Source organism: Coprococcus sp. AF51-11b1, from assembly GCF_027682785.1.
GTDB classification, from domain to species: domain Bacteria; phylum Bacillota; class Clostridia; order Lachnospirales; family Lachnospiraceae; genus Allocoprococcus; species Allocoprococcus comes.
The window spans coordinates 1-22,879 of sequence record NZ_JAQCZB010000021.1 but is presented as its reverse complement, the minus strand read 5'-3'; the positions used below and the strand labels follow the sequence as shown (position 1 = coordinate 22,879).

Annotated in this window: 25 protein-coding genes; 5 read left to right on the top strand and 20 right to left on the bottom strand. The window is 43.1% G+C overall.

The features are described 5' to 3' along the window. The first annotated feature begins 116 nt into the window (after positions 1-116). Complete coding sequence (locus PGY05_RS15985; RefSeq protein ID WP_270476310.1) at positions 117-1,238, top strand: IS1249 family transposase; 1,122 nt, start codon at positions 117-119, stop codon at positions 1,236-1,238. A 48-nt stretch (positions 1,239-1,286) separates the two neighbouring features. On the opposite strand, the gene PGY05_RS15980 is transcribed toward PGY05_RS15985, so the two are convergent. The 17 genes from PGY05_RS15980 to PGY05_RS15900 all read right to left on the bottom strand — a co-directional run bounded on the left by PGY05_RS15980 (position 1,287) and on the right by PGY05_RS15900 (position 15,977). Further along, complete coding sequence (locus tag PGY05_RS15980; protein ID WP_195479184.1) at positions 1,287-2,039, bottom strand: DUF6382 domain-containing protein; 753 nt, start codon at positions 2,037-2,039, stop codon at positions 1,287-1,289. A gap of 16 nt (positions 2,040-2,055) precedes the next feature. After that, entirely contained in the window at positions 2,056-2,451 is a 396-nt protein-coding gene (locus PGY05_RS15975) for a TadE family protein (RefSeq protein ID WP_270476309.1), read from the bottom strand. Next, entirely contained in the window at positions 2,445-2,870 is a 426-nt protein-coding gene (locus tag PGY05_RS15970; RefSeq protein ID WP_049938189.1) for a prepilin peptidase, read from the bottom strand. Before PGY05_RS15970 ends, PGY05_RS15975 begins: the two co-directional genes overlap by 7 nt. Next, positions 2,855-3,637, bottom strand: coding sequence for a pilus assembly protein (locus PGY05_RS15965; RefSeq protein ID WP_270476307.1), 783 nt, complete (start codon positions 3,635-3,637; stop codon positions 2,855-2,857). Before PGY05_RS15965 ends, PGY05_RS15970 begins: the two co-directional genes overlap by 16 nt. A 158-nt stretch (positions 3,638-3,795) precedes the next feature. Further along, complete coding sequence (locus PGY05_RS15960) at positions 3,796-5,163, bottom strand: DUF5702 domain-containing protein (RefSeq protein ID WP_270476305.1); 1,368 nt, start codon at positions 5,161-5,163, stop codon at positions 3,796-3,798. A 37-nt stretch (positions 5,164-5,200) separates the two neighbouring features. Then, positions 5,201-5,401: a Flp1 family type IVb pilin gene (locus PGY05_RS15955; RefSeq protein WP_022220442.1), complete on the bottom strand. Its 201-nt coding sequence runs from the start codon at positions 5,399-5,401 to the stop codon at positions 5,201-5,203. Between the two features lie 11 nt (positions 5,402-5,412). After that, positions 5,413-6,612, bottom strand: coding sequence for a hypothetical protein (locus PGY05_RS15950; RefSeq protein ID WP_195502271.1), 1,200 nt, complete (start codon positions 6,610-6,612; stop codon positions 5,413-5,415). Positions 6,613-6,728: 116 nt separating this feature from the next. Beyond that, entirely contained in the window at positions 6,729-7,331 is a 603-nt protein-coding gene (locus PGY05_RS15945; protein WP_270476304.1) for a type II secretion system F family protein, read from the bottom strand. Continuing rightward, positions 7,273-8,643, bottom strand: coding sequence for a CpaF family protein (locus PGY05_RS15940; protein ID WP_270476303.1), 1,371 nt, complete (start codon positions 8,641-8,643; stop codon positions 7,273-7,275). The genes PGY05_RS15945 and PGY05_RS15940 overlap by 59 nt, the downstream gene beginning before the upstream one ends. Further along, positions 8,618-9,670 carry a hypothetical protein gene (locus PGY05_RS15935; protein WP_055155694.1) on the bottom strand — a complete coding sequence of 351 codons (1,053 nt, stop codon included), beginning with the start codon at positions 9,668-9,670 and terminating at the stop codon, positions 8,618-8,620. Before PGY05_RS15935 ends, PGY05_RS15940 begins: the two co-directional genes overlap by 26 nt. A 193-nt stretch (positions 9,671-9,863) precedes the next feature. Then, positions 9,864-10,070, bottom strand: a complete 207-nt coding sequence (locus PGY05_RS15930) for a pro-sigmaK processing inhibitor BofA family protein (RefSeq protein ID WP_008375529.1) — start codon at positions 10,068-10,070, stop codon at positions 9,864-9,866. Positions 10,071-10,203: 133 nt separating this feature from the next. Further along, positions 10,204-10,692, bottom strand: a complete 489-nt coding sequence (locus PGY05_RS15925; protein ID WP_008375533.1) for a deoxycytidylate deaminase — start codon at positions 10,690-10,692, stop codon at positions 10,204-10,206. Positions 10,693-10,703: 11 nt separating this feature from the next. After that, positions 10,704-11,333, bottom strand: coding sequence for a uracil phosphoribosyltransferase (gene upp / locus PGY05_RS15920; RefSeq protein ID WP_022220333.1), 630 nt, complete (start codon positions 11,331-11,333; stop codon positions 10,704-10,706). Continuing rightward, positions 11,315-12,853, bottom strand: coding sequence for an L-threonylcarbamoyladenylate synthase (locus PGY05_RS15915; RefSeq protein WP_055155799.1), 1,539 nt, complete (start codon positions 12,851-12,853; stop codon positions 11,315-11,317). Before PGY05_RS15915 ends, upp begins: the two co-directional genes overlap by 19 nt. 38 nt (positions 12,854-12,891) lie before the next feature. Continuing rightward, positions 12,892-13,635: an N-acetylmuramoyl-L-alanine amidase gene (locus PGY05_RS15910; protein ID WP_082424210.1), complete on the bottom strand. Its 744-nt coding sequence runs from the start codon at positions 13,633-13,635 to the stop codon at positions 12,892-12,894. Between the two features lie 74 nt (positions 13,636-13,709). Further along, a complete protein-coding gene (locus tag PGY05_RS15905) occupies positions 13,710-15,569 on the bottom strand; it encodes a glycosyl hydrolase family 18 protein (RefSeq protein ID WP_270476312.1) in 1,860 nt (619 codons plus the stop codon). A gap of 174 nt (positions 15,570-15,743) precedes the next feature. Next, positions 15,744-15,977: a hypothetical protein gene (locus PGY05_RS15900; RefSeq protein ID WP_117559053.1), complete on the bottom strand. Its 234-nt coding sequence runs from the start codon at positions 15,975-15,977 to the stop codon at positions 15,744-15,746. Between the two features lie 386 nt (positions 15,978-16,363). Between PGY05_RS15900 and PGY05_RS15895 the strand changes: the two genes are divergently transcribed. Then, positions 16,364-17,158 (top strand): adaptor protein MecA, encoded by a 795-nt coding sequence (locus PGY05_RS15895; protein WP_270476298.1) that lies wholly within the window; start codon positions 16,364-16,366, stop codon positions 17,156-17,158. Positions 17,159-17,257: 99 nt separating this feature from the next. On the opposite strand, the gene PGY05_RS15890 is transcribed toward PGY05_RS15895, so the two are convergent. Continuing rightward, positions 17,258-17,467, bottom strand: coding sequence for a DUF1858 domain-containing protein (locus PGY05_RS15890; RefSeq protein ID WP_022220329.1), 210 nt, complete (start codon positions 17,465-17,467; stop codon positions 17,258-17,260). Positions 17,468-17,698: 231 nt separating this feature from the next. Continuing rightward, positions 17,699-18,619: a C40 family peptidase gene (locus PGY05_RS15885; RefSeq protein ID WP_055155691.1), complete on the bottom strand. Its 921-nt coding sequence runs from the start codon at positions 18,617-18,619 to the stop codon at positions 17,699-17,701. 316 nt (positions 18,620-18,935) lie between these two features. Between PGY05_RS15885 and PGY05_RS15880 the strand changes: the two genes are divergently transcribed. Further along, on the top strand, positions 18,936-19,325 hold the full coding sequence (locus tag PGY05_RS15880; protein ID WP_008375549.1) for a Fur family transcriptional regulator: 390 nt from the start codon (positions 18,936-18,938) through the stop codon (positions 19,323-19,325). A 155-nt stretch (positions 19,326-19,480) separates the two neighbouring features. Then, positions 19,481-20,026, top strand: a complete 546-nt coding sequence (locus tag PGY05_RS15875) for an NADH peroxidase (protein WP_008375550.1) — start codon at positions 19,481-19,483, stop codon at positions 20,024-20,026. Positions 20,027-20,167: 141 nt separating this feature from the next. Here PGY05_RS15875 and PGY05_RS15870 read toward each other — a convergent pair whose 3' ends face one another. Further along, complete coding sequence (locus tag PGY05_RS15870; RefSeq protein WP_173690381.1) at positions 20,168-21,763, bottom strand: DEAD/DEAH box helicase; 1,596 nt, start codon at positions 21,761-21,763, stop codon at positions 20,168-20,170. A gap of 325 nt (positions 21,764-22,088) precedes the next feature. On the opposite strand from PGY05_RS15870, the gene trhA reads away from it, so the two are divergent. Then, positions 22,089-22,742 (top strand): PAQR family membrane homeostasis protein TrhA, encoded by a 654-nt coding sequence (gene trhA / locus PGY05_RS15865; RefSeq protein WP_055155689.1) that lies wholly within the window; start codon positions 22,089-22,091, stop codon positions 22,740-22,742. Positions 22,743-22,879 lie beyond the last annotated feature (137 nt).

Sequence of the window (22,879 nt, the reverse complement as noted above, 5' to 3'; positions counted from 1 at the left end):
CGGGGAAGAAAAAATTTTCGTTATTTAATTTGTCTACTTGACGGGTAGCACACCAAAATAAAGGGACTAACGGTTTTTAATCTTCCTTAAAATAAGAACCATGGAGGGAAGATTAGATGAATCAAGTAAATTGTCCTGTTTGTGGTATGAAATGTGTGAAGTCTGGAAAGACAAAAGCTGGTTCGCAACGTTGGCTTTGTAAGAATTGCAAAACGTCACTAACGCATAAAATTAATAATGAATCCAAGGAACTGCAAATCTTTTTGGATTGGCTGTTTGGAAAAGAATCTCAATCAACAATGTCTGGAGAAGGAAGATCCTTTAGAAGAAAGACAGCAAAGTTCTGGGATATATGGGCTATGCCGCCAAAGATAGCAGAAACTAGAGATGTAGTATTTCTCGATGGGATCTATCTTAGTCGGAAAGCATGCGTTTTGATTTGCTGTGATGAAAAGCATGTGTTGGGATGGTATTTGTGTCGTTATGAACATGCAGGAGCCTGGATCGCTTTGATGAAACGTATCGCTGAGCCAAGGATGGTAGTGTCTGATGGGGGTACAGGGTTTGCAAAAGCACTCAAAAAGGCATGGCCAAAAGCAAAACATCAAAGGTGTGTATTCCATGTGTTTTGTCAAGTAAAACGATATATAACTTCTCGCCCTAACACTGCCGCTGGCGCAGAACTTTATATGCTGGTCAAAGATCTACTGAAAATCAAAAGTAAAAAGGAATCCCAGATATGGGTGGAACGTTTTATCAATTGGATTAAAAAGTATCAAGACTTTCTTGACGAAATGACTATAGATGAGAATGGGAAATCAAGACCTACGCATGAGAGAATATTAAAAGCTGAAAGATCGTTGCTTAAGTTGCTTAAAGAAAAAACTCTTTTTACATACCTTGACGAAAACTTAAAGAATGATTTTTCAACACCATCTACTAATAACCGAATTGAAGGTGGAATTAATTCAAGACTCCGGGAAATGTTAAGAAATCATAGGGGCTTATCTATCGAAAGAAGAATAAAAGCGGTGTACTGGTGGTGTTATATGCACTCACCAGAACCTCTTCCTTTGTCAGAAATAATAAAAGTCATGCCCACAGAACAGAGTATCACATCTATTTATCAGCGAATGAATGAGAAGAATCGATTGGAACAGAGTCTTTCAATCTGGGGTGATGCAATTGTTTGGAGCGACTTACATAATGTGGATAGAACGTTTGATGGCTGGGATTAGCCATCAACACGTTTTGTCCTATAACCCGAAAAACATGTCCTATCTTACTTATTCCTCTGAATCATCCGCCATTATCTCATCCCATTGGGATTCCCGTTTTTTTCTACGTTTCTGAAGGCGCTGATTCAGAAATCCCCATACGCTCTGCCTGTCCTTTACAACCTGCCCTTTCATTTCCTGTTCTGCAATCCAGTCATCCAGGATCAGTTCCTCCTGCAGATCATATCCTGCTTTTTTCTCCGGCTGTATACTCTCCATTTCATTCTCCTTTTTCTCCAGTATCCGCTCCAGCGCATACTCAATATTATAATTTTCTTCCATTGAAGCCTTATGTAATTCATATGCCAGATAGACTGCCTCTTTCTGTTCATAATCTGTCTCCCTGACAAAATACTCTGTAAGCTCATGAAACTTTTCCAGAATATTACCTTCTAGTCCCGGACAATAACAAAAGTAATAGATTTCATCCGATACATAAATATGTCCCGGATCCAGGCTCAGACAGTTCACGTCCAGCAGATAATTCTTCACTGCATAAAGCACCTGGATAAACTGTCTCATAAATTTTTCCAGATCTGCAAATTTCCAGTGCTCTTTTTCTCCCCTTGCCTTCACGGATATCTTCCCACTGATCTCGTAGCGGTACTGGCTTTTATCATCTTTTCCCTGCCCTCTTACCGACAAGAGTCCGGGAATCGCATTTTCCATCAGCATCCGCATCTGATAATCTTCTTTATATAGCTCATCTGTTTCCAGAATCATCCAGGCATGATGTAAATCTCTTTCGTACTCTTCTTTCATTCCTCCTGGTTCCTTTCTACAATCTCCTGCAATACTTTTTCCTGCGTATTTTTTCCTCTGGCACTGTCAGTGCCGCACTGCGTTTAACAGATACGCGCATTTTTCTCTTTTTCGCTCCTGCTGTCACTTCAAATTCATCTTTTACTACCGCAGTTTCCACCGATACTGTATCAAAAAATATCAGTTTGTTTTCAATTCTTTTCTGAAAATACTGCTCCATTTTTCCATCTTCTATTTCCTTTTGCCATCGCCATTCTTCACTTCCGACAATCGCAGTCTCATATGCCGCCCCACCGATAATATTTTTATCATGGTAATAAAAAAGCGCGAAAATGACTGCCATCCAACAAAGCAATACTACCGGCATCAGATACGCCATCTCAACTACTGTACTTCCTTTTAGCTTTACCATATAAATGTCCCCAGATAGCCGATCAGAAGAAAAGGATAAAACGACATTCTCGTCGTCCGTTTCCATTTTCCGCTCCAAAGACCTGCTCCTGCTGCCATCGCAGCCACAAGAAATGCAAGCATCAGCATTCCAAGCAGATTCCAGATCCCAAGAAAAATACCCATATTCAGGATCATCCAGCTGTCTCCGTACCCTATTCCCTCCTGTGACCATTTCGATATCATGAGAAATACAATTCCACATCCCAGTCCGGCAACCCATACACTCCAATGCATCCGTCCAAATAACGCACGGTACAGAATCGCCGCACAGCTTCCTGCGAGCAGATATTCTGTCGAGATTTTCTGATATTTTATATCCTGTGCTGCTCCGAATCCTAAAAAAAATAATCCTGCCAATTTTGCTATTTTCCACCACATTTTGAACATGCTCCTTTTCCTTTTACTTCTGACAGCGGAACTGTATAAACTTTTCTCTTCAGTCCGCTGCATGATAATGAAGTATGATAACGATCCCCATAATCTGTGACATAGCAGTTGCCATCATTTCCCGGCATCCATCCACACCGTTCACACAAATGATAAATTCCTCCACTGCTGTTTCTAAGTTCCCCTAACTGTGTTTTCGCAACACTGCGCACGGACGGTTCCAGATAAGTGCACTGATAATTCCGGTGATATACGATCCCTGTTTCTGTCATATATACAAGTTCATTATCTCCAATTCCTGCTTCGTAGGTCTTTACATAACCGGTCCATGTCTTCATCCTCATTTTTTCTTTATAATGCAGTACCGGAATATGAAAGACAGGAACCGGCAGTTCTACTTCATATTCTGCCGTCAGTTCCAGCACTCCCATTCCCGGTATCGCCCAGGATCTTTTACAGCTGACTCCTCCGCTTCCGCCAACAATCATACTTCGATCCATTCTTTCTTTTCCGACCGCATTTACAAGATCTGCATGCAGACTTATCGGGTTCAGCACCGGAATTTCTGCAAAACTCTCTGCCACCTGCTTTCCTGCACTCTGCAGTCCGCATCTTACTGCAGACTGGATGCTTCTGAGCTCCAGCATCCAGATCAAACTCACCGCCGCATATAGGAACAGCGGAACACAAAGTACAGCTTCTACTGTTACCGAGGCAGATACAGATGCCTTTTCTTTGACACAAGATATGGCGATCAAATCAGGTAGAAAATCAAATCCTTCCTCCTTTCTGCGAATATCAAATATGTGTTTGTAATTCAATATTTTTCTATACATCATCAAAGGAATTTTATTTATTATTTCGATTGTCCTCAGAAAAGACACCTGTATCCACCTCCTAACATTTTCATTTTTTGTTACTGATATTGATATAAAATATGATACTGATACCGGATTCCTCTTCTCAGATAACATGTCATGTCAAAGTCTGCTCCTGATACGCAGGCATCTGCCCGAAAAAACGTTTTCTCCATTCCGGATCGCAGATTCATTTCCACCAGATCCAATGCTCTCATCGACAGTTCTTCCTTTGATTTTAAAACCAGCATCATTTGCAGATACTGCTCATAAGAATTTCCCTCTTCTGTCTCCTTCCCTTCCGGAATACTTCTGTTCTTTGCCAGTTCAAGCAGACCATCCAGCGTCAGATTCCAGCTCTCCTTACTCTTTACAGCCGGAACCTTCTTCCCTGCCAGAAGCGTCTTAACATCCGTAAGGCTTTCTCCATAAGCCCATGCAAGAAGCAGCGCATGCTTGATCACAGGTCCGATCTCCGGTGAAAGAAACACCGCACTCAGTGTCGTTGCAAGGGTATCCACCTCCATTTGCATGTCCTTATCGGTCAGCAAATATCCATAATTCACTGCAAATCGAAGGATTCGGATTCTCCCGATCACATATTCCAGATTGTCCTTGTCGCTCGCCTTTCCTCCTAACAAATACTCCATCTCATAGTCCAGTACCGTATTCTTTTTCTTATTTGCAGCATTGCCAAACTTATCTATAAGGTACAGATTGAAAAAAATGGTATCTCCGGCTCCATTATCTTTTTCCTTCATGGTTCCGTATCCCTGCCTGAGCTTTCGGTTCGATACAGTCTCTTCCGACTTTACAGCTTTCGATGACAGCGTAAATCCTTCCGGGCTGACCAGATTTAACAGTGCTTGCGCCTGTATATCCACAATATCCGCCAATGGATTATTTTCTGCAGGAAGTTCTTCTTTTTCACTTTCCAGCATCTGGTCAAGTTCTTTACTCGTCTCTATATTCTCTTTCCCATATTCATTTGCTTTCAGTTCCTGCTCCTTCCATTCGGATACCTTTCCCGTCAGATTCTCTATCGCCGCAGCTCCTGTCTTCATTTTCTCGTATTCAACCGCCTGCCGCAGAAATTCTTTCCCATTCTGGTCTGTCAGATAACGGATTGCCGCAATCTCTGTTTCTATATTTTCTGCCCCGTAAAAGGACAGTCGGTTTAAAATATTTTCTTCAGACATTGTTCCGGATTCATAACTGCCTTCTATTGCAAAAATACCATATCGCTCCAGAAGATCTTTCTGATATTCTGCAAACGCAGATTCCACTGCCCTGCCTGCGTCTGCTCTTCTCTCATTCTTTGCCAGCTGGATCGAGGCACTTTCCAGCAAAGCCCCAACCAGAGTAAAAAGCAGAAGAAAGACCAGGCTTAGAAACACAGTAATCTCTCCCTTTACCATTTTTTTCATCTCTGTACACACTCATTTCTGAAATAAAATTTTTATTTTAGATTCCTGAACTTTCATTCGTTATTTTTTCAAATATTTTAGTTACAAGTTCATTAAGCTGTTTCTTAAAAATGATAACCAGACCGATAATGACGACCAGTACAAGGATCAATTCTACCGTTGATATCCCGTCTTTTTCCGTCAGAATCTTCTGAATTCTGATCCATCCTGTCCACAGCTTCTTTTTTACCGCCTTCATTCTCTCACCTCCTACACCTGGATCGACAAAAATGCCGGTACAACTACGATCGTAATCACGATGATCAGCATCAAAAGCATTGGGATCAAAAGTCTTGTTCCTGCCTCTTCTCCCAGCTGTCTCGCCCTGCTCTTTCTGTCCTCCAGTGCCTGTACTGCCTCCATACGAAGCATTTCAGAAATTCCTTTTGCACCCTTTTTCAGATTCTGTGAAAGAAGTGCTCCCATTTTCATATACGGAATCAGATCACATCTTCTTGCAAATCTTTCATAACATTCCATCTCCGGAATCCCACTTTTCATTTCCTGCCAGGTTTTCCAGATTTCTTCATATGCTTCTCTTTTTCTTCCCGTTTTTCCCCTGGTGATCCCATAGTCTTCCGCAATCCTTTTCCACACATTTTTTGCTGTCATTCCGGCACCGGTCAGCATCGTAAACTCTGTGATAATTTCCGGATAATCCAGCATCATCTGCTCTTTTCTCGTCTTCTTCTGATTGTTTTCTTTCTGTATTTCTCTTCCGACAAGCAGAATGCTTATCGCCATTCCGAGCATCAGAATCGGAATCACTTTTGAATCTTTCTCCTCTGTCCAGGCAATTTTTCTTCCGTCCAGACTGGGTGGCAGTGTAAGATATGCTTTCTGCCTCGTAGCACTGTCCTGTAATCTTACCAGTTCCAGAACCCGCTCTTTCGTGGAAAGCGTTTTCTCCTGTCCTGCAAAAATAACAAGATCCATCTCACACGGATATACCTTATCTTCATAATGCAAAACTCCGGTAATATTCATCCCAATCCCCTGATTCTCCGGATCTTCTTCCCGGATTTTTTCCTGATCCAGTCTCCCAAGCGAATCCATTACATCATATCTGCTAAGTTCCCAGGAAACCGAAAACGGAAAATCGTCTAATGCTGTTACCAGATCCAGATCTGTCTTTATATGCGACAGATCCTTATTTTCCCCGGAAATCACTTTTGCAAGCTCTTTCCTCGCTTTCTGAAACTCCTTTTCCAGCCGTTTTTCACTGTAAATCTTTGGTGACACACGAATTTCTATATCCTGCTTTTTTTCTCCTTCAACCTGCATAGAAAGCGCCGCTTCTTTTTGTCCTTCCCCGTACCCGTTCCGCTTTATCTGCATGGTTTCAGAGTTTTCCGTCCCTGTCTTCTGCACGATTTCCGACAAAAATGCCAGACTTGTCACCGCCAACATCAAAAAAAATATCTGCCTGAGAAGCCTGTCCCATTTTCTGAAAAGTGATTTCTTCTTGAAATACATCCATGCACAAGCTCCGAGAAAGAAATACATTCCGATACAAAACCACATTTCTATACCTCGATTTCCACAATCTTACATCCAAGTTTCCAGGCAGCAATGTAAGTTCCAAGACAAATACTCATAAAAGCCGCTCCTGGCAGATTCCCGTATAGCCCCGCCATAAATTCCGGAAAGCTCAGACGCATATAACCAATAATTCCCAAAGGGATCACTGACATGATCTGAAATTCCATTTTTTTCGCTGTAATTACGGTATCGATTTCTCTTTTTACTTCCGCTTTATCACCAAGTTGTCTAACCGCATTTTTAATGATCAGAATACTGTCGCCTCCGCTCCTCTTTGCCAGGGAAAATACAGTGACAAATGTATCCACCTCCGGAAGTGCTACCCTTGCAGCAAAATCCTTCCAGGCAGCTTCCGCGGTTACGTTCAGATTCAGTTGCCTTACCATATACGTAAATTCCCGTACAATAAGTGTATGCCTGTCATACATGATCTGCAGGTCTCTCTGTACCTCTTTGATCGCGTTCTCCATAGAGTATCCCACATTCAGCTGTGCTTCCAGTGATTGAAGCGCATCCTGGAACTGTCTTTCAAAACGTCTCTTCCCTTTTTCCTCCACCTGACAGATCATCCTTTCGTAATACTTCATTCCCAGAGGAAAAAGCACTGCCATCATCCATAGTCTTGAATAGAACAGCATGGCGATCAGAAACACCAGAAGAATGCTTTCCGTTATCGCCAGGGCATACTCCTTCCGGCTGATACCCTGCCGCCATAAGTTTTTCCGTCCGTGTAAGTGTGGACCTTTTCACCCACTCCCCCTGGATTTTTCCATCCTTACTTCCCGTCTCCTGAAAGGAAAATAACGGTTGAAGCCTGATTTCTCCTTTTTCATATCCCAATACCTCCATGATTTCCAATACTTTCCTGCTCTTGTCCCGAAGGCGTCCCAGATGTACCAGGATATCGATTCCGGAAGCGATCTGACGCATAACTGCTTCCAGTGGAAGTTTAATCCCCATCAGTACCATTGTAGACAGTCTGCTCATCATATCATCCGGACTGTTCGCATGACCGGTACTGATCGACCCGTCATGGCCTGTATTAAATGCCTGTAACATATCCAGTGCTTCTTCTCCTCTGACTTCACCGACAATAATCCTCTCCGGTCGCATCCGGAGCGCTGTCCTGATCAGATCTCGGATATTGATTTCGCCTGTTCCTTCTACATTTGCATTCCGTGCTTCAAGCCGCACCAGATTGGGAATCCCTGTGATCTGCAGTTCCGCGCTGTCCTCAATGGTAATAATACGTTCTTCTTTCGGAATAAAATCCGACAATACATTCAGAAAGGTTGTCTTTCCTGATCCTGTCCCTCCGCTGATAAAAATGTTATACTTTGCCTTCACGGCCTGGATCAGCATTGCTGCCGCTTCTTTTCCGATAGAGCCTGTATCGATCATCGTCTCCATCGTAATCCTGCTTTTCGGAAACTTTCTGATCGTAACAATCGGTCCATTAAGCGCAACCGGCGGCAGTACCACATTTACTCTGGATCCATCCTCCAGTCTCGCATCTACGATCGGTGTTGCCTCATTGACAACCCTGTTACAGCCTGCTACCATCTGCTGAACCACATCTTCAAGCTTTCCCTTTGAAAGAAACTTTTTATCGGTTTCATAAATCCTTCCGTTACGCTCGATGAAAATCGGCTGCGTTCCATTGATCATAATTTCCGTAATCTCTTCATCCTCGATCAGCTCCTGCAAGATATCCAGCTTCCTGAACGCGTTAAAAAGCTCTCTCCCGAGAATTGCCTTTTCTTCAAGCGGAATGAACTCTTCTTTCGATTTTTCTTCCAGTATCCTGTGGATCAGTTCCAGCAGCTCTTCATCGCTTGCTTCCTTCGACAGATCCATCTGCGCCAGAATTTCTTCATGAAGTTGTTCTGCCCTCCGCATAGAAGAACCTCTTTTCTGTACTTTCTTTTAATAACTCAACTGTTTCTTTTACTGTCTGACGCATATTTTTCCCCATATTGATATACATGGTACGCGACTCCAGCTCCTGATACCGCAGTACCTTCAACATATGCTGGTACTGCGCAATTTTTGCCATCGCATATACATCCTCCGCACACGGCATGAGAATCTGGTCACACAGCCTTAACAGCTGAAATACATCCTCCATCCCATTTCCGATATCCAGAATGATCACGCTGTATACACTTTGGCTGATCAGTCTTTCAAATAGAGTTTTCCATTCCTCTGTATGCACAGCACGAAGATCTGTCCATACTTTCATTGGCGGGATATAGTCCAGATCACCCATTCTTTTTACCATGGATGCAATCCGTATCCCGATATCATCTCTTTCCTGTTTTGCATAGTAAAGAACATTTGCCAGATCAGGAGCATCCTGATCCCGGAAATATCCTCCCATGCCTGCATAGGTTTCCAGATTCAGATACAGCACGTCTTCTGACTGTGCCAGTGCTTTCCCAAGTTTCAGTGAAAACGTTGTCTTTCCAATTCTGTGAACCGGTGAATATACTCCAAGGATTCTTCCATTTCCGTTATCCGCACACGATCCCGGAAACTTCTCCTCCTGAAGTCCTTTTAAAATCCCGGTCATCAATCCGTCAACCGGCTGATATTTCCGAAGCTCCGTTTCCTCCTCTCCCAGATCCACACAATGCTGTCTCGTCAGAATAATTCTCTTCCCGGTAAAAATCTGCTTTCTTTTTTCATATGGAACATCCTCACTGATCAACAATACCTTTATCAGACCAATCTTCAGTAACTCCTGTACCATTTCCGGCGACGAACAGATTCGCACTCCTGCTGTCACCTCTTTTTTCAAAAGCAGCGCCTCCGCAAGTCTTCTGACATACTCTTCTTCTGGATCACAAATTAAAATTTCTCTGTCGATTCTTTGCTCTGCTCCTTTCCGGCATGTCCGCCCTTTTTCTTTCAAACTTTGAATCAAATGCCGAATGGCATATGACGGAACACGTTTGCATTCCTTTTTTGACACAGTATTTATCAGAATATAAATACTGCTGAAACTGATTTTTTGATTTTCTAACTTATTGCTTTGCCTCTCTTGTAAGACGTATTATATGCGCCACTTTTCCCTTTGTCCATAGCTTTAAACCAGAAAAAAACGTTTTGCGCAACACCTACATAAACTGATAAAACATAATCCCATAAAGCATGGCAACTCCCGGAATTCCAAGACATCCGGACACAAAAAATGACAGGACATTTAGTCCGACAGAAACAGGAATGTTTCTATAGTCCATCCATTGATTGACCAGAAAAATACTGCCCATTCCTGTCAAAGCCCTGACAATAAAGTTTATCTGCCATGATCCTCTTCTTTTCATGCTCCGCCACCTCCTGCTCTATCTTATGAACTTTTTCACACAGATATGTTTTTTACCTCTGAAAAGAATTTCCTATGCAAAAAAGAGCGCCACTGTCTGCACTTCGCAGTCCAATGGCACCTCCCCATATCTTTTATAATTCAATTTCCACTTTTCGCCCGGTCCGGTGATACTGATGATATCGCACCCCGGCACAGTCAAACATCATTTTAGATGCTTTTACAGAAGTTGTATCTGCATACTTGTCTGAATCATAGATTACTTCTTTGATTCCACTCTGAATGATCGCTTTTGCGCATTCATTGCACGGAAAAAGCGATACATAAAGTTTGGCTCCTTCAAGACTTCCTCCACTGTAATTCAAGATTGCATTCAGTTCACTGTGTACGGTGTATACATACTTTGTCTTCAGCGGATCCTCACCTTCCCGTTCCCACGGAAATTCATCATCCGAACAGCCTCGTGGCAGACCGTTGTATCCCATTGACAGAATTTTGTTATCTGCACTTACGATACAGCATCCCACCTGGGTATTCGGATCTTTTGACCGTCTTCCCGAGAGAATGGCAACTCCCATAAAATATTCATCCCAGGAAATATAATCCTGTCTTTTTCCACTCATAATCGGTTCCTCTATTTTGTTCCGAAAATACGGTCTCCGGCATCTCCGAGCCCCGGAACAATATATCCATGTTCATTTAACTTTTCATCCAATGCTCCAATATACACTTCAACATCCGGATGAGCTTCCTGAAGCTTCTTTACTCCTTCCGGTGCTGCAATAATACACATAAAACGGATATTTTTTACGCCTCTGTTCTTCAGCATCTGGATCGCTGCGATACAGGATCCTCCCGTAGCAAGCATCGGATCTACTACAAATACTTCTCTTTCTTCACAGTCAGCCGGAAGTTTGCAGTAGTATTCTACCGGTTCAAGAGTTTCCGGATCACGGAACAAACCGATATGACCTACTTTTGCAGCCGGAATCATCGCAAGCATACCTTCTACCATTCCAAGTCCTGCTCTCAGGATCGGAACAACAGCAAGCTTCTTTCCTGCAAGCTCTTTTGCTGTCATCTTGCAGATCGGTGTCTGGATCTCGACATCCTGTAATTTCAGATCTCTGGTTGCCTCATAGCACATCAGCATTGCGATCTCACCGATCATCATTCTGAAATCCTTTGAACCTGTTTCCTCTCTTCTGATAATCCCGATTTTGTGCTGAATCAGCGGATGATCCATTACGTGTACATTTGACATTTGTTTTTTGCCTCCTCGTTTAACTTATTGGCAAGTTTTTTGACATACCCCTGGATCAGCTCATACATCTGCTCATACTGTTCCTGTGTCTGACCATATACAGACGGAATCTCTTTGCTTCCATTTACAAATTCACATAGTGTATAAACCTGTCCTTTTCCCGGATAATCATTCTGTATCTTTTGTTTGATACTTTCCTGCATTGCCAGAACAAGCGTATCTTCCCCAAATTCCTCTTCTGATAATGCAACAGTCTCATATCCTTCTGTCTCAATATGATGTCTCGCCAGAAGTTCTTCTGCTCTCGGATTCAGTGGCTCCGGGAAGAGAACCACAAGTCCTCTCGCACACACCTCATATTCCTGGAAAAGCGGCTGCTTTTTCAGAATTGCTGCTGCGATCGGAGCACGACAGTTCGCGCTGTTGCTCACAAATACAATCCTGCGGTAATCCTGAAGCTTCGTGATCTCAGATGCCTGCAGTACATGATGTCCTGCTGCTTTGCCCAGCCGGTTCATGATCGCAGTTCCGATACCTGCCTCCGGAAATGCTTCACTGTAAATATAATCAACTTCCTCTTCATCAAATTCACGTAGGACTTTATAAAGGTTTCTCGCAACCGTCTTTTCATTCACACGGGAACCTATGCATTTTACTACACCGGTCGTATACTGATCAACCGATTCATTAGACGCAATGATCCCCACCTTATATCCAAGTCTTACCTGCTCGTAAGCAATCTGCTTGATCGCCCGAACAGCCTCTTCAGGCTCTCCGTCAACAATGATCATCTCTGCCTTCGGCGCGTAGTGACGGTACTTCATTCCCGGTGCTTTCGGTGCTTTTGTGCTGTTCTCTGAAATCAAAGTTTCATCCACAGCCACCTCACCGATCACTTCACTTAACATCTCTTTTGTGATCGCTCCCGGTCTCAGGATCATCGGTGGAGTCACCGTCATATCCAGAATCGTAGACTCTACTCCGATATCTACACTTCCTCCATCCAGAATCATCTCGATCTTGCCACTTAAATCCTCTGCCACATGCTGTGCTGTCGTCGGGCTCGGTCTTCCGGATGTGTTGGCACTTGGTGCTGATACATATCCGCCTCCTGCAAGGATCAGCTCACGGGCAATCTCATCATCCGGCATACGCACAGCGACCGTTTCCAGACCACCGGTTGTTCCCAGCGGAACTTTTTCGTTCTTATTGAAAATCATCGTAAGTGGCCCTGGCCAGAAATGTGCCGCGATCTCATCTACAATAAGTGGTACAGATTCAACGATCGCACCCAGATCCTCCAGTCTCGCAATATGGACGATAAGCGGGTTGTCTGACGGGCGTCCTTTTGCTGCATAGGTCTTTTTCGCTGCCTCCTCATCAAGCGCATTTGCCCCCAGTCCGTAGACTGTCTCTGTCGGAAATGCCACCAGACCGCCGTTCTTCAGGATTGAACCGGCTTCTTCCATAATCACCTGATCTATTTGGTTTCTGTCTATTTTTTTTATTATTGTTTCCATGTGTTTCATTATAGCATTATCCACATGGCATGGCAATTTTAATTTCCATACTCGTTCAGGTATTCCAGACATTTTGCGATTCCTTTTGCAACAGCTTCTGCAACCTGCTCCTGATATTCTTCTCCCGACAATTTTTCTGCCTCTTCCGGATTAGTCAGAAAGCCGCATTCCACGATCACCGTAGGCACTTTTGTCCGCCTCAGAAGATAATAGGTCTCATTTGCTTTTGCCCGCCTGTGATTTTCCGGATCAATCTCCTGCAAACTTTCCTGCAGAATTTTCGCAACAGCCTCTCCTTCCCGGGAATGGCTGTAATAAAACACCTGCGCTCCATGAATTTCCGGGTCTTCATAGCTGTTCTGATGGATACTCACTGTAAGGACAGGTTTCGTCTCGTTGATCATCTTCACTCTTGCCTGCATATCTTCTGTCTTTTTACTTCCGTCTCCTGTTGTTCCAAGCCCTTTATCCTCTTTTCTTGTAAGCTCTGCTGTTATCTTTTCCTTTTCCAGACATTTTTTCACTTTCTCAGTAATTGCCAGATTGATATCCTTTTCCAGAAGGTTATTCAGCCCGATTTTTCCCGGATCACTTCCCCCGTGTCCGGCATCCAGGATTACCTGAGCCTGCTTTGCCTCCACCTGATCCGCCTCGGTATACCTGCTTAATGTATAACTGCCATAAATACATCCCGTCAGTAAAATAAGAGCCAGAATCCACTTTATTTTGCTCTTGAAAATAGTTTTCCCCCTTTTTACTATTTCACTGATTTTTTTATTCAAAAAAGAGCCTCCTGCATATATTTTTACAAATATATGCGTGGAAAGCTCTTTTCTATACCTTTCTCATTATGTAATCAGTTTACATATTTCTGAATCAGATCCCAGATATCGGAAGTCTCAAATCCAAGTTTCCATGCCGCCGTTCCTGCCAGATTATTGTCTTTCATAAGTCCGAGTTTGACTTCAAGTGAAGAAGCATCCTCCAGCCAGATCCTGTAGGTTGAATCGTTATCTCCCTGCCACTCTGCATAGTTCTGCTTCGCCGTATCATCCCATGTCACAGTTGCTCCGGCTTCGCTTACCCGCTGTGCCGCTTCTTCCATGCCAAGTGCTTCGCTGGTAACTTTCATTGAATAGCTTTCAGCCTCGGTTCCCTGATCTTCCGTACGCTCTTCGTCCGTCTTCGGTGTCTCATTCCACAGCCTTGTATAGAATGGCACTGCATTGATCACCTTATCTGCCGGTACATCCCGCAGGGTTTCTTCAATTCCCTCTTTTACATAATTGTAAGATGCCACAGAACCTGCTTCATAGGAACCGGCAAAATGTTCATCATATCCCATAATGATCACATAGTCTGCCATAACCCCCTGTTCTTCTCTGTGATAATGTGTGTTATAACCCTTCGGCACATAATTATCTACAGAAAGGACCAGATTGTTCACCCGGCACAGCACAGAAAGCTCCCGGATAAACTGAATGTAATGATCTCCGACATCCGTCGGTATCTGTTCAAAATCCACGTTAATTCCGTCAATTCCATTCTGAAGTGCTGCATTTACCAGCTGATTCTCCAGATTCTCCCTGCTTGAAGTATGACTGAGCAGCTCCATATCGTCTACATTCTGGTCGAAATTATCAACCAACGCCCATACTTCCAGTCCACACTGATGTGCATAATCCACATAGTCTGTACTTGCAATGGAACTGATATTTCCGGAATTATCCGTTACACTGAACCATGTAGGGGAAATCGTATTGAGTCCTTTTGTAGCTGCAAGCGCATCTTCAATCCCTTCGTTGGCAGCTTCACTTGTGACCTGATGCCATACCAGATTGATCTTGTAATCTTTCTTGATTCCTGTATAATCCGGTTCCTCAAATTCTCTTGAGATTGTCTCTTTCTTGGCATCCTTCAGCTTTGACTTCTGAATATACCCGACAATTCCGGACTTTGTACAGACTTTTTTCCAGTCACTTACATCTTCAAGAACCGTAAGCTTATCTCCCTTTTTCACTTCTTCGAGCACCGGACTTTTTACACCTCCCAGAATCCTTACCTGGGAATCATCCTTAACCTTTGCCGTCTGACGCTCTCCAAACTTACTGGTGATCACGACTCTTGCCGGATCTTTATAAACTTCGTAGTCAAAATTTGCATATTTCTGCAGGAAATCCAGTGCAATATATGCTGTATCTCCTTCTGTCTTTACAATTGTATAATCCTCACTGTTCACAGTATCTGAAACAGAATAATCCTTACTGTCTGCCGCTGCCTTTACCATATCTCTCGGCAGTGTATACAAAAGCATATGCTCATTGGAATCCCAGTAAAAACGATCGCTGATATAATCCTGTACAAAGTTATAAGACAGATATGCAGTTCCGCCTTCTGTAATTGCCTGAGCATCCAGTACCTCGTTGTTGATCGTTACACCCATCTGCGACTTTGCCGTAATTCCAAAATATTTATTCAAATCATAGGTTTCTTTTGTCGGCCCATACTTTATCCAGTATATTGTTCCACCGGCAAGCCCAATGACAACTATAAAGATCACCAGCAATGCAATACACACGTTTCTGACACGACGACGTCTTTTTCTTGCTCTTCTCCGTCTCTGATAACCTACGCCCGGATCCTCGTATCTTGAAGCAGCTTTTCTTGCTGCCGCAGCTTTGCGTCTGCGCTCTCTTTCCCTTTGCTCATTGGTCATTCTTCTTTCGTCCACATGACACCTCCTGTTTGCAGCATATTTTCACAGCTTAACTAAGCTTGTAATATGCGCATACTTTATGTTATTATACCACATATATCTGCCATTTGTACACATCTGAGAACTATTTCCATTCCCCACAGGTCATGTCCTGGCGAGGGGGCTCTGCTTTTTTCATTCCACCTGTGAATGGTCTGTTCCTATACTGTTAAAATCCAGTTCCCGGATCATTCCCTGTTCATCCAGAATATAATCCCGCATATAATTACTTTCTTCTCTTACCATATGCGCTGACACGATCTGAAGCGGACTTGCCGGAAAGCCATTCATCTGCATCCGGACACCGCTACGCTCATAATTTGTCAGTTCCGTAAATAAATCCTGATACTTTTTCTCTTGCTCGTCCATATTTCCCCCTTGAGTCAGACAGTTTTTACGGCAAAAAGCGACCATAAGGCAACACTTGTGATATATTACTTCTCCTGTGCTTTTTCCGATGACAAGAAAATGATCACTGTCCATACTTCGGTTCAATTGTTAGGTTCTGTTGATAAATCGTCTGATATGACCTGAATGTACTTGATTCTGTACGCTGTGTGCGAAATGCGTATGATAAATTCAAGATTTGTGCGATTGACTGGTCTGTCTTATTTTCCTGTAACGCCATTATAAGAAAGAGTTTATAAAAAAGCAAGCATTTTTTATTTTTTATTTTGTTTACATCGTTCCGTTTTTTGTTTATACTATTAGTAATTGTTCAGATAGATTTTTGATTGAATAGGAAGTGATACTTTATGAAGATAGAAAAGATAAATGATAATCAGATCCGCTGCACACTTACCCGTGATGATCTCGCCCAGAGACAGTTAAAGCTCAGCGAGCTTGCTTACGGCTCCGAGAAGGCAAAATCTTTATTCCGCGAGATGATGCAGCAGGCCGCTTCTGAATTTGGATTCGAAAGCGACAATCTGCCACTGATGATTGAAGCAATCCCGACCGCCGGTGATTCTATCGTTCTGAATATAACCAAAGTTGATGATCCGGATGAACTGGATACCCGTTTTTCCAGATTCACACCTACTCCTGCGGACGAAGCTGCTGATAAGCACAAATCCGTGCTGGAACATCTGAAAAAACTTGACGGAGCCGAAGATTTTCTCGACATTCTCAGCCAGATGAAAGAGGCTGTATCCCAGCTCCCGGAGAACCCGGAAGCACTTGCCGATACTCCGGTCCAGGAACAGGTTCCTGCTTCAGAAGCCAAAGAAGCAGCTCCTGCTGAACCTTCTGTTCCACCGGTCCGGCTTTTCTCTTTCTCAAGACTTGACAGTGTGATTCATGCCAGTCATTTTTTAGCTGAGATGTATGATGGTCCGAACACACTTTACAAGGATGAAGCAGAGAACATGTACATCCTGACACTTGCACAGGGAGAGCATCCGTCTTCTGATTTTAACCGGATCTGTAATATGCTCTCCGAGTATGGTTCACCGGAACAGGGTGGTGGTATATCACTTGCATTTCTGGAAGAACACTGTGATATGATCCTTGCTAAAAATGCAATACAGACTCTGACTTCATTTAAATAACAGACAAATCCACAATTTTTAACTTGGCGAAAAAAGACGGGGACGGCAGATTAATGATCTGTCGTCCCCGTTAAATTATATCTTTTATTTATTCACGGTCTATGCTTCAGCTGCTAAGAGTGCGTTGATCTTTGCGATAAGAAGATCTGCATCAATTCCATGAACCATTGCTGCTTCTTCAAGAGACTCACCCTGTGAAGCCGGGCATCCAAGACAATGCATTCCAACTTCCATAAGAACCGGTGCTGTCTGTGGAGCTACCTGAAGCAATTCGCCAATTGTCATTGTTTTTGTTACTTCGACTGCCATCTTTCTTCCTCCTTTACTTTTCGTATCCCTTATTATAATACCATTTATCCCAAAAAACAACCTTAATATCCGACTGTATTGCTCGGATATTAAGGTTTCTTTGCTTTTATAAAATATTTCCCCGTTTTCCACAAAAAACGTATGTTTTTATGTGGACAATGTGGATAACCCACGGATATTCAGCATTTTCGTATTTTTCAAATGCCTGCTTTCACTGGTGTTTCCAGGCTTTTACACAATTCTTCTTACCGAAAGAATTGTCGTATAAGTCGCCGGTGAAATCCCGATTCCCTGTTCCGGGTTCTGTGCATTGACGATCTGACCGTTCCCAATATAAATTCCGATGTGGCCATCATAACAGATCAGATCTCCCGGCATCGCCTGATCATAGCTTACCTCCACGCCGGCATTGATCTGGTCATACGTTGTCCGTGGAAGACTGATTCCAAAATGTGCAAATACAGACTGTACAAATCCGGAACAGTCTGCCCCATCTGTCAGACTTGTGCCGCCCCAGACATACGGATTCCCAATAAACTGGCATGCATAATCGACGATCGCCTGTCCATTTGACGCCGGCTGTGCGGAAACCTCGGTAGTCTCCGTCTGCTGTACATTCCCCTGGACTTCCTGCGTCATCTGCGCTTCTTCGGATTTTCTGGACACTGCATAGGTAAATGCTTCTGCTTCTTCTTTTCCTTCCTGCTGCGCTTCCGTTACCAGATTCTCCGCATACGTCTGCGCCTCTGCTCCTGTCAGTATATATTCTGTTTTTACATATCCGGTGACATCTCCCGACTCGACTGCCGTCCATTCTCCCACAGGACCTGTGATCTTCGCCGCGTATCCCGGATACAGCTTTCCGACATATTCACTTTCCTTTGTCGGTTCGCTTCTGACATACAGAAAACTCGTTACATTGGCAAATGCCATATCTAAATACTCGCCCTTATTTTCCGGTACCAGATAATCCTCAGCTTTAATCTCCCTGTTCTGAGAATAAAAATCCTTCAACACCGCTTCTATCCCAACGCCCGGCATTTTTGCAGCTTCTGCGGTGTCCCCATCTGCTGCCATAACCGAAATTCCCGGAGATACTGTCATCCCCAGAAAAGTAACCAGGAACAATCCTTTTTTTAGATTTGAATGCATAAATCTCCCTCCTTCATGTATTCTTATCTTTTGTAAATGTTACAGAATTGTTACATTTGTTACAGTGATATTATATCAATCAAATTTCACATTGTCAAGTTTTACTCATTTATTTCGTATTACACAGTTCTACACCGTTCTTTATATGCATTGTTTTTTCGTCATATTTGTTACAAATTGTTACATCTCGCTTAACAGTATTTCCATTTTTTATTCTTTTATTCAATATACAATTTTTTATTGACATTATAAGAATATTATTATAATATAATTTTAGTAATTATTATTATTATCTTTTTTGCAGGAGGTGACATCAATGGCAAATTTAAAATACAGCAGACAGCGTGAGGCTATTAAGGATTATCTTTCCTCTGTTACAACACATCCAACGGCGGATACTGTATATATGCATATCAAAGAAGAATTCCCGAATATCAGTCTCGGAACCGTTTACCGCAATTTAAATCTGCTTGCCGACATAGGCGAGGCGATTAAAATTACAACACCCGATGGCGGCGATCGTTTTGATGCACGTACCAATCCGCATTATCATTTCTATTGCAAGTGCTGCAAGCGAATGATTGATATGGATTTTGATCACATGGATAAGATCAACCAGCTCGCATCCGAAAGTTTCGACGGTCAGATTGAATCACACACCATGCTTTTCTACGGTATCTGCGGTGATTGTTTAAGAAAATCCTGACTATGTGGTATAAATTCAGAAATTTTGAAAAAACTTATCAATTATAGTTGACAAAGACAAATGTATATGTTATCTTAATATCAGTAACAGTTACTAATATTGTTAGCCAAAAGAAATCAAATATACTATCAAAAAAAGAAAAGGAGATTATTATTATGAAGAAATTTGTTTGTACAGTATGTGGTTATGTATACGAAGGCGAAGCAGCACCGGAGAAATGTCCAGTATGTGGCGTAGGTGCTGACAAGTTCACAGAAGTAAAAGAAGGCGAAAGAGAATGGGCTGCAGAGCATGTAGTTGGAGTAGCTAAAGGCGTAAGCGAAGACATCCTTGCCGACCTCAGAGCAAACTTTGAAGGTGAATGTTCAGAAGTAGGAATGTATCTTGCAATGGCAAGAGTAGCTCACAGAGAAGGCTATCCGGAAATCGGACTTTACTGGGAAAAAGCTGCTCACGAAGAAGCAGAACACGCTGCTAAATTCGCAGAACTTCTTGGCGAAGTTGTAACAGACAGCACAAAGAAGAACCTTGAAATGAGAGTAGAAGCAGAACACGGCGCAACAGCAGGTAAATTCGACCTTGCAAAACGTGCAAAAGCTGCAAACCTCGATGCAATCCATGACACAGTTCATGAAATGGCAAGAGACGAAGCAAGACACGGAAAAGCATTCGAAGGATTACTCAAACGCTACTTTGGCTAAGCTACAAGCCGAGCAGGGATAAATAGAAGAGCCCCTGGAAGAACGAATTTATTCATTCTTCCAGGGGCTCTTCTATTTATCCCTATTAGGCGACAGCCTGCAGCGAGAAGTAGCGCAGCGCATTCGAGCTGGCTCGACCTCCTATTTCTGGTTCGCCGGCTCCACAGCCACCGTCTTCCCTTTAATTTTCACATTCTTCATCGCGTTCAGTACCTCACGGGCATATTCCCTCGGCACCTCAACAAATGTATACTTATCATACATATCAATCGTTCCGATCAGCTTTCCATCCATTCCGCTTTCCCCGGCGATCGCACCAAGAATATCTCCCGGACGTACTCTCTGCTTCTTACCAATATTGATGAACAGACGGACCATTCCGTCCTCACCTGCACCGGTATCTCCAAATTCCCAGTCACTTTCCTCTGTATTTTTATTATCCTCTGTCATTCCACAGCAGATCTTCAAAAATGCTGCTGCCATATCCATCGCTGTAAATTCAGAATTATTGACACGTTCTTCGATCGCATTGATCATCATATCCAGATCTTCCTGCTCGATCACACGCTCCACATCATCCAGAATATTTTCCATCTTAGTATTCGCAACGTCATTCAGTGACGGAACTTTCTGTGCATAGATCTTCGTCTTGCAGTATCTCTGGATCTCTTTAAGTTTGTAAACTTCTTTTCCTGATACGAAAGAAAATGCTCTTCCTTCGCGTCCTGCGCGTCCGGTACGACCGATACGGTGTACATAATATTCATCATCCTGCGGGAGATCATAATTAAATACTGCTTCCACTTCATCTACATCAATTCCACGGGCCGCCACATCCGTCGCTACCAGTATCTCTGTCTTACCGGTCCGAAATCCCTGCATCACGCGGTCTCTCTGTTCCTGCTTCATATCCCCGTGAAGTCCTGCCGCAAAATATCCGCGTCCGAGAAGTGCATTTACCAGAAGATCTACCTGCTTCTTCGTATTACAGAATACAACCGAAAGCCTTGGTGAATAAATATCAAGAAGTCTGGAAAGAACTTCCTCTTTCTTCTTCGGCTTTACATCATAATAATACTGCTCAATATTCGGAACAGTCAGTTCCTTTTTTGTAACTTTGATCACTTTTGCGTTATTCTGGAATTTCTTCGTAATCTCCATGATCGGCTTCGGCATGGTTGCCGAAAAAAGCACAGTCTGGCGCTCCTCAGGAACACCACTTAATACAAATTCGATATCCTCACGGAATCCCATGTTCAGCATTTCATCTGCTTCATCAAGCACAACCGTGTGTACAAAATCCAGCTTCATTGTCTTTCTGCGCATGTGGTCCATCACACGCCCCGGAGTTCCGATGACGATCTGTGTTCCACTCTTTAAGGAACGGATCTGCTTTACGATATCCTGTCCTCCGTAAATCGGCAGAACCTTGATTCCATGCATATATCTGGACAGGTTGCGGATCTCGTCTGCCACCTGGATTGCAAGCTCTCTGGTCGGGCAGAGAACGATCGCCTGCAGCTTTTTCAGCTTCGGGTCTACCTTTTCCAGAAGCGGGATTCCGAATGCTGCGGTCTTACCGGTTCCGGTCTGTGCCTGCCCGATCAGATCGATCCCGCTAATCATCGCCGGAATCGCCTTCGCCTGAATCGGTGAAGCCTCCTCAAATCCCATGTATCTTACTGCTTTCTGAATCTCTTCCGAAAGTCCCATTTCTTCAAATCTAACTGTTTCCATCCATTATCCTTTCTACTACAATACCAATTACAAATATGACCTTAAACTCCATCATATAAACTCTGCCGGGGCGGATTCTCACGCCTGCGGCGGTCGCTTGCGCCAACTTCCTTATCCGTCGCAATGCACAATAAAAAACTCCTTACTTGGTGACAATACAAGTAAAGAGCATCGTAACATTCGCGTTATATTCTAACAAATAATTTTTAAAAAGTCAATTTTCACTTGCATTTTATGCATAAACGGTATAATATACTCATATACTTAATGTAGTATTGATTACTACGTGTAATGGTTTTAATTATTCATCTCTAAGGAGGGATTTATGATGAAAAAGAAACATATTAAAGATCCAGGAAGTGCAATCACACATTTTATCGGTATGCTGATGGCAATTTTTGCCGCATTTCCACTTTTAATAAAAGCAGCCCACGAACCGAGCCGGATTTACCTGATCTCGCTTGCAATCTATGCAGTCAGCCTGATTCTTTTATACGCCGCAAGCACAACCTACCATACCTTTGATTTTTCCGAACGTGTCAACACGATCCTGAAAAAGATCGACCATATGATGATCTTCGTACTGATCGCCGGAAGCTACACACCAATCTGCCTGCTGGTACTGGAACGCAGAACCGGACTTATCATGCTTGCACTTGTATGGGGTATCGCAATCACCGGAATTATTATCAAAGGGTTCTGGGTATTCTGCCCGAAATGGGTATCCTCCGTCCTCTACATTAGTATGGGATGGATCTGTGTCCTCGCATTCAGTCAGATCCTCAACAATCTGACACGTGCAGAATTCGGATGGCTTCTCGCCGGCGGAATCATTTACACAATCGGCGGTGTGATCTATGCACTGAAGCTTCCGATTTTCAACACTAAGCATAAGAATTTCGGCAGCCACGAAATCTTCCACCTCTTCGTGATGGGCGGAAGTGCCTGCCACTTTGTTGTAATGTATTCTTTATTGTAAACCTTGCATCCTCGAAAAATCCAGAAATCTCGCCCCACTAAAGCTGCGGAAGTAATTTTTTATTCTGCACAAAATGCCAAGGGCGTGTGAAAAAACGAAAGTTTTTTCATGCGTCCTTTTTCTTATAAATACAACAG

Coding starts and splice junctions, on each gene's coding strand:
- PGY05_RS15985 (WP_270476310.1), top strand. CDS start 117: ATGAATCAAGTAAATTGTCCTGTTTGTGGTATGAAATGTGTGAAGTCT.
- PGY05_RS15980 (WP_195479184.1), bottom strand. CDS start 2,039: ATGAAAGAAGAGTACGAAAGAGATTTACATCATGCCTGGATGATTCTG.
- PGY05_RS15975 (WP_270476309.1), bottom strand. CDS start 2,451: ATGGTAAAGCTAAAAGGAAGTACAGTAGTTGAGATGGCGTATCTGATG.
- PGY05_RS15970 (WP_049938189.1), bottom strand. CDS start 2,870: ATGTGGTGGAAAATAGCAAAATTGGCAGGATTATTTTTTTTAGGATTC.
- PGY05_RS15960 (WP_270476305.1), bottom strand. CDS start 5,163: ATGAAAAAAATGGTAAAGGGAGAGATTACTGTGTTTCTAAGCCTGGTC.
- PGY05_RS15955 (WP_022220442.1), bottom strand. CDS start 5,401: ATGAAGGCGGTAAAAAAGAAGCTGTGGACAGGATGGATCAGAATTCAG.
- PGY05_RS15950 (WP_195502271.1), bottom strand. CDS start 6,612: ATGTTGGCGGTGACAAGTCTGGCATTTTTGTCGGAAATCGTGCAGAAG.
- PGY05_RS15945 (WP_270476304.1), bottom strand. CDS start 7,331: ATGAAGTATTACGAAAGGATGATCTGTCAGGTGGAGGAAAAAGGGAAG.
- PGY05_RS15940 (WP_270476303.1), bottom strand. CDS start 8,643: ATGCGGAGGGCAGAACAACTTCATGAAGAAATTCTGGCGCAGATGGAT.
- PGY05_RS15930 (WP_008375529.1), bottom strand. CDS start 10,070: ATGAAAAGAAGAGGATCATGGCAGATAAACTTTATTGTCAGGGCTTTG.
- PGY05_RS15925 (WP_008375533.1), bottom strand. CDS start 10,692: ATGAGTGGAAAAAGACAGGATTATATTTCCTGGGATGAATATTTTATG.
- upp (WP_022220333.1), bottom strand. CDS start 11,333: ATGTCAAATGTACACGTAATGGATCATCCGCTGATTCAGCACAAAATC.
- PGY05_RS15915 (WP_055155799.1), bottom strand. CDS start 12,853: ATGGAAACAATAATAAAAAAAATAGACAGAAACCAAATAGATCAGGTG.
- PGY05_RS15905 (WP_270476312.1), bottom strand. CDS start 15,569: ATGACCAATGAGCAAAGGGAAAGAGAGCGCAGACGCAAAGCTGCGGCA.
- PGY05_RS15900 (WP_117559053.1), bottom strand. CDS start 15,977: ATGGACGAGCAAGAGAAAAAGTATCAGGATTTATTTACGGAACTGACA.
- PGY05_RS15895 (WP_270476298.1), top strand. CDS start 16,364: ATGAAGATAGAAAAGATAAATGATAATCAGATCCGCTGCACACTTACC.
- PGY05_RS15890 (WP_022220329.1), bottom strand. CDS start 17,467: ATGGCAGTCGAAGTAACAAAAACAATGACAATTGGCGAATTGCTTCAG.
- PGY05_RS15885 (WP_055155691.1), bottom strand. CDS start 18,619: ATGCATTCAAATCTAAAAAAAGGATTGTTCCTGGTTACTTTTCTGGGG.
- PGY05_RS15880 (WP_008375549.1), top strand. CDS start 18,936: ATGGCAAATTTAAAATACAGCAGACAGCGTGAGGCTATTAAGGATTAT.
- PGY05_RS15875 (WP_008375550.1), top strand. CDS start 19,481: ATGAAGAAATTTGTTTGTACAGTATGTGGTTATGTATACGAAGGCGAA.
- PGY05_RS15870 (WP_173690381.1), bottom strand. CDS start 21,763: ATGGAAACAGTTAGATTTGAAGAAATGGGACTTTCGGAAGAGATTCAG.
- trhA (WP_055155689.1), top strand. CDS start 22,089: ATGATGAAAAAGAAACATATTAAAGATCCAGGAAGTGCAATCACACAT.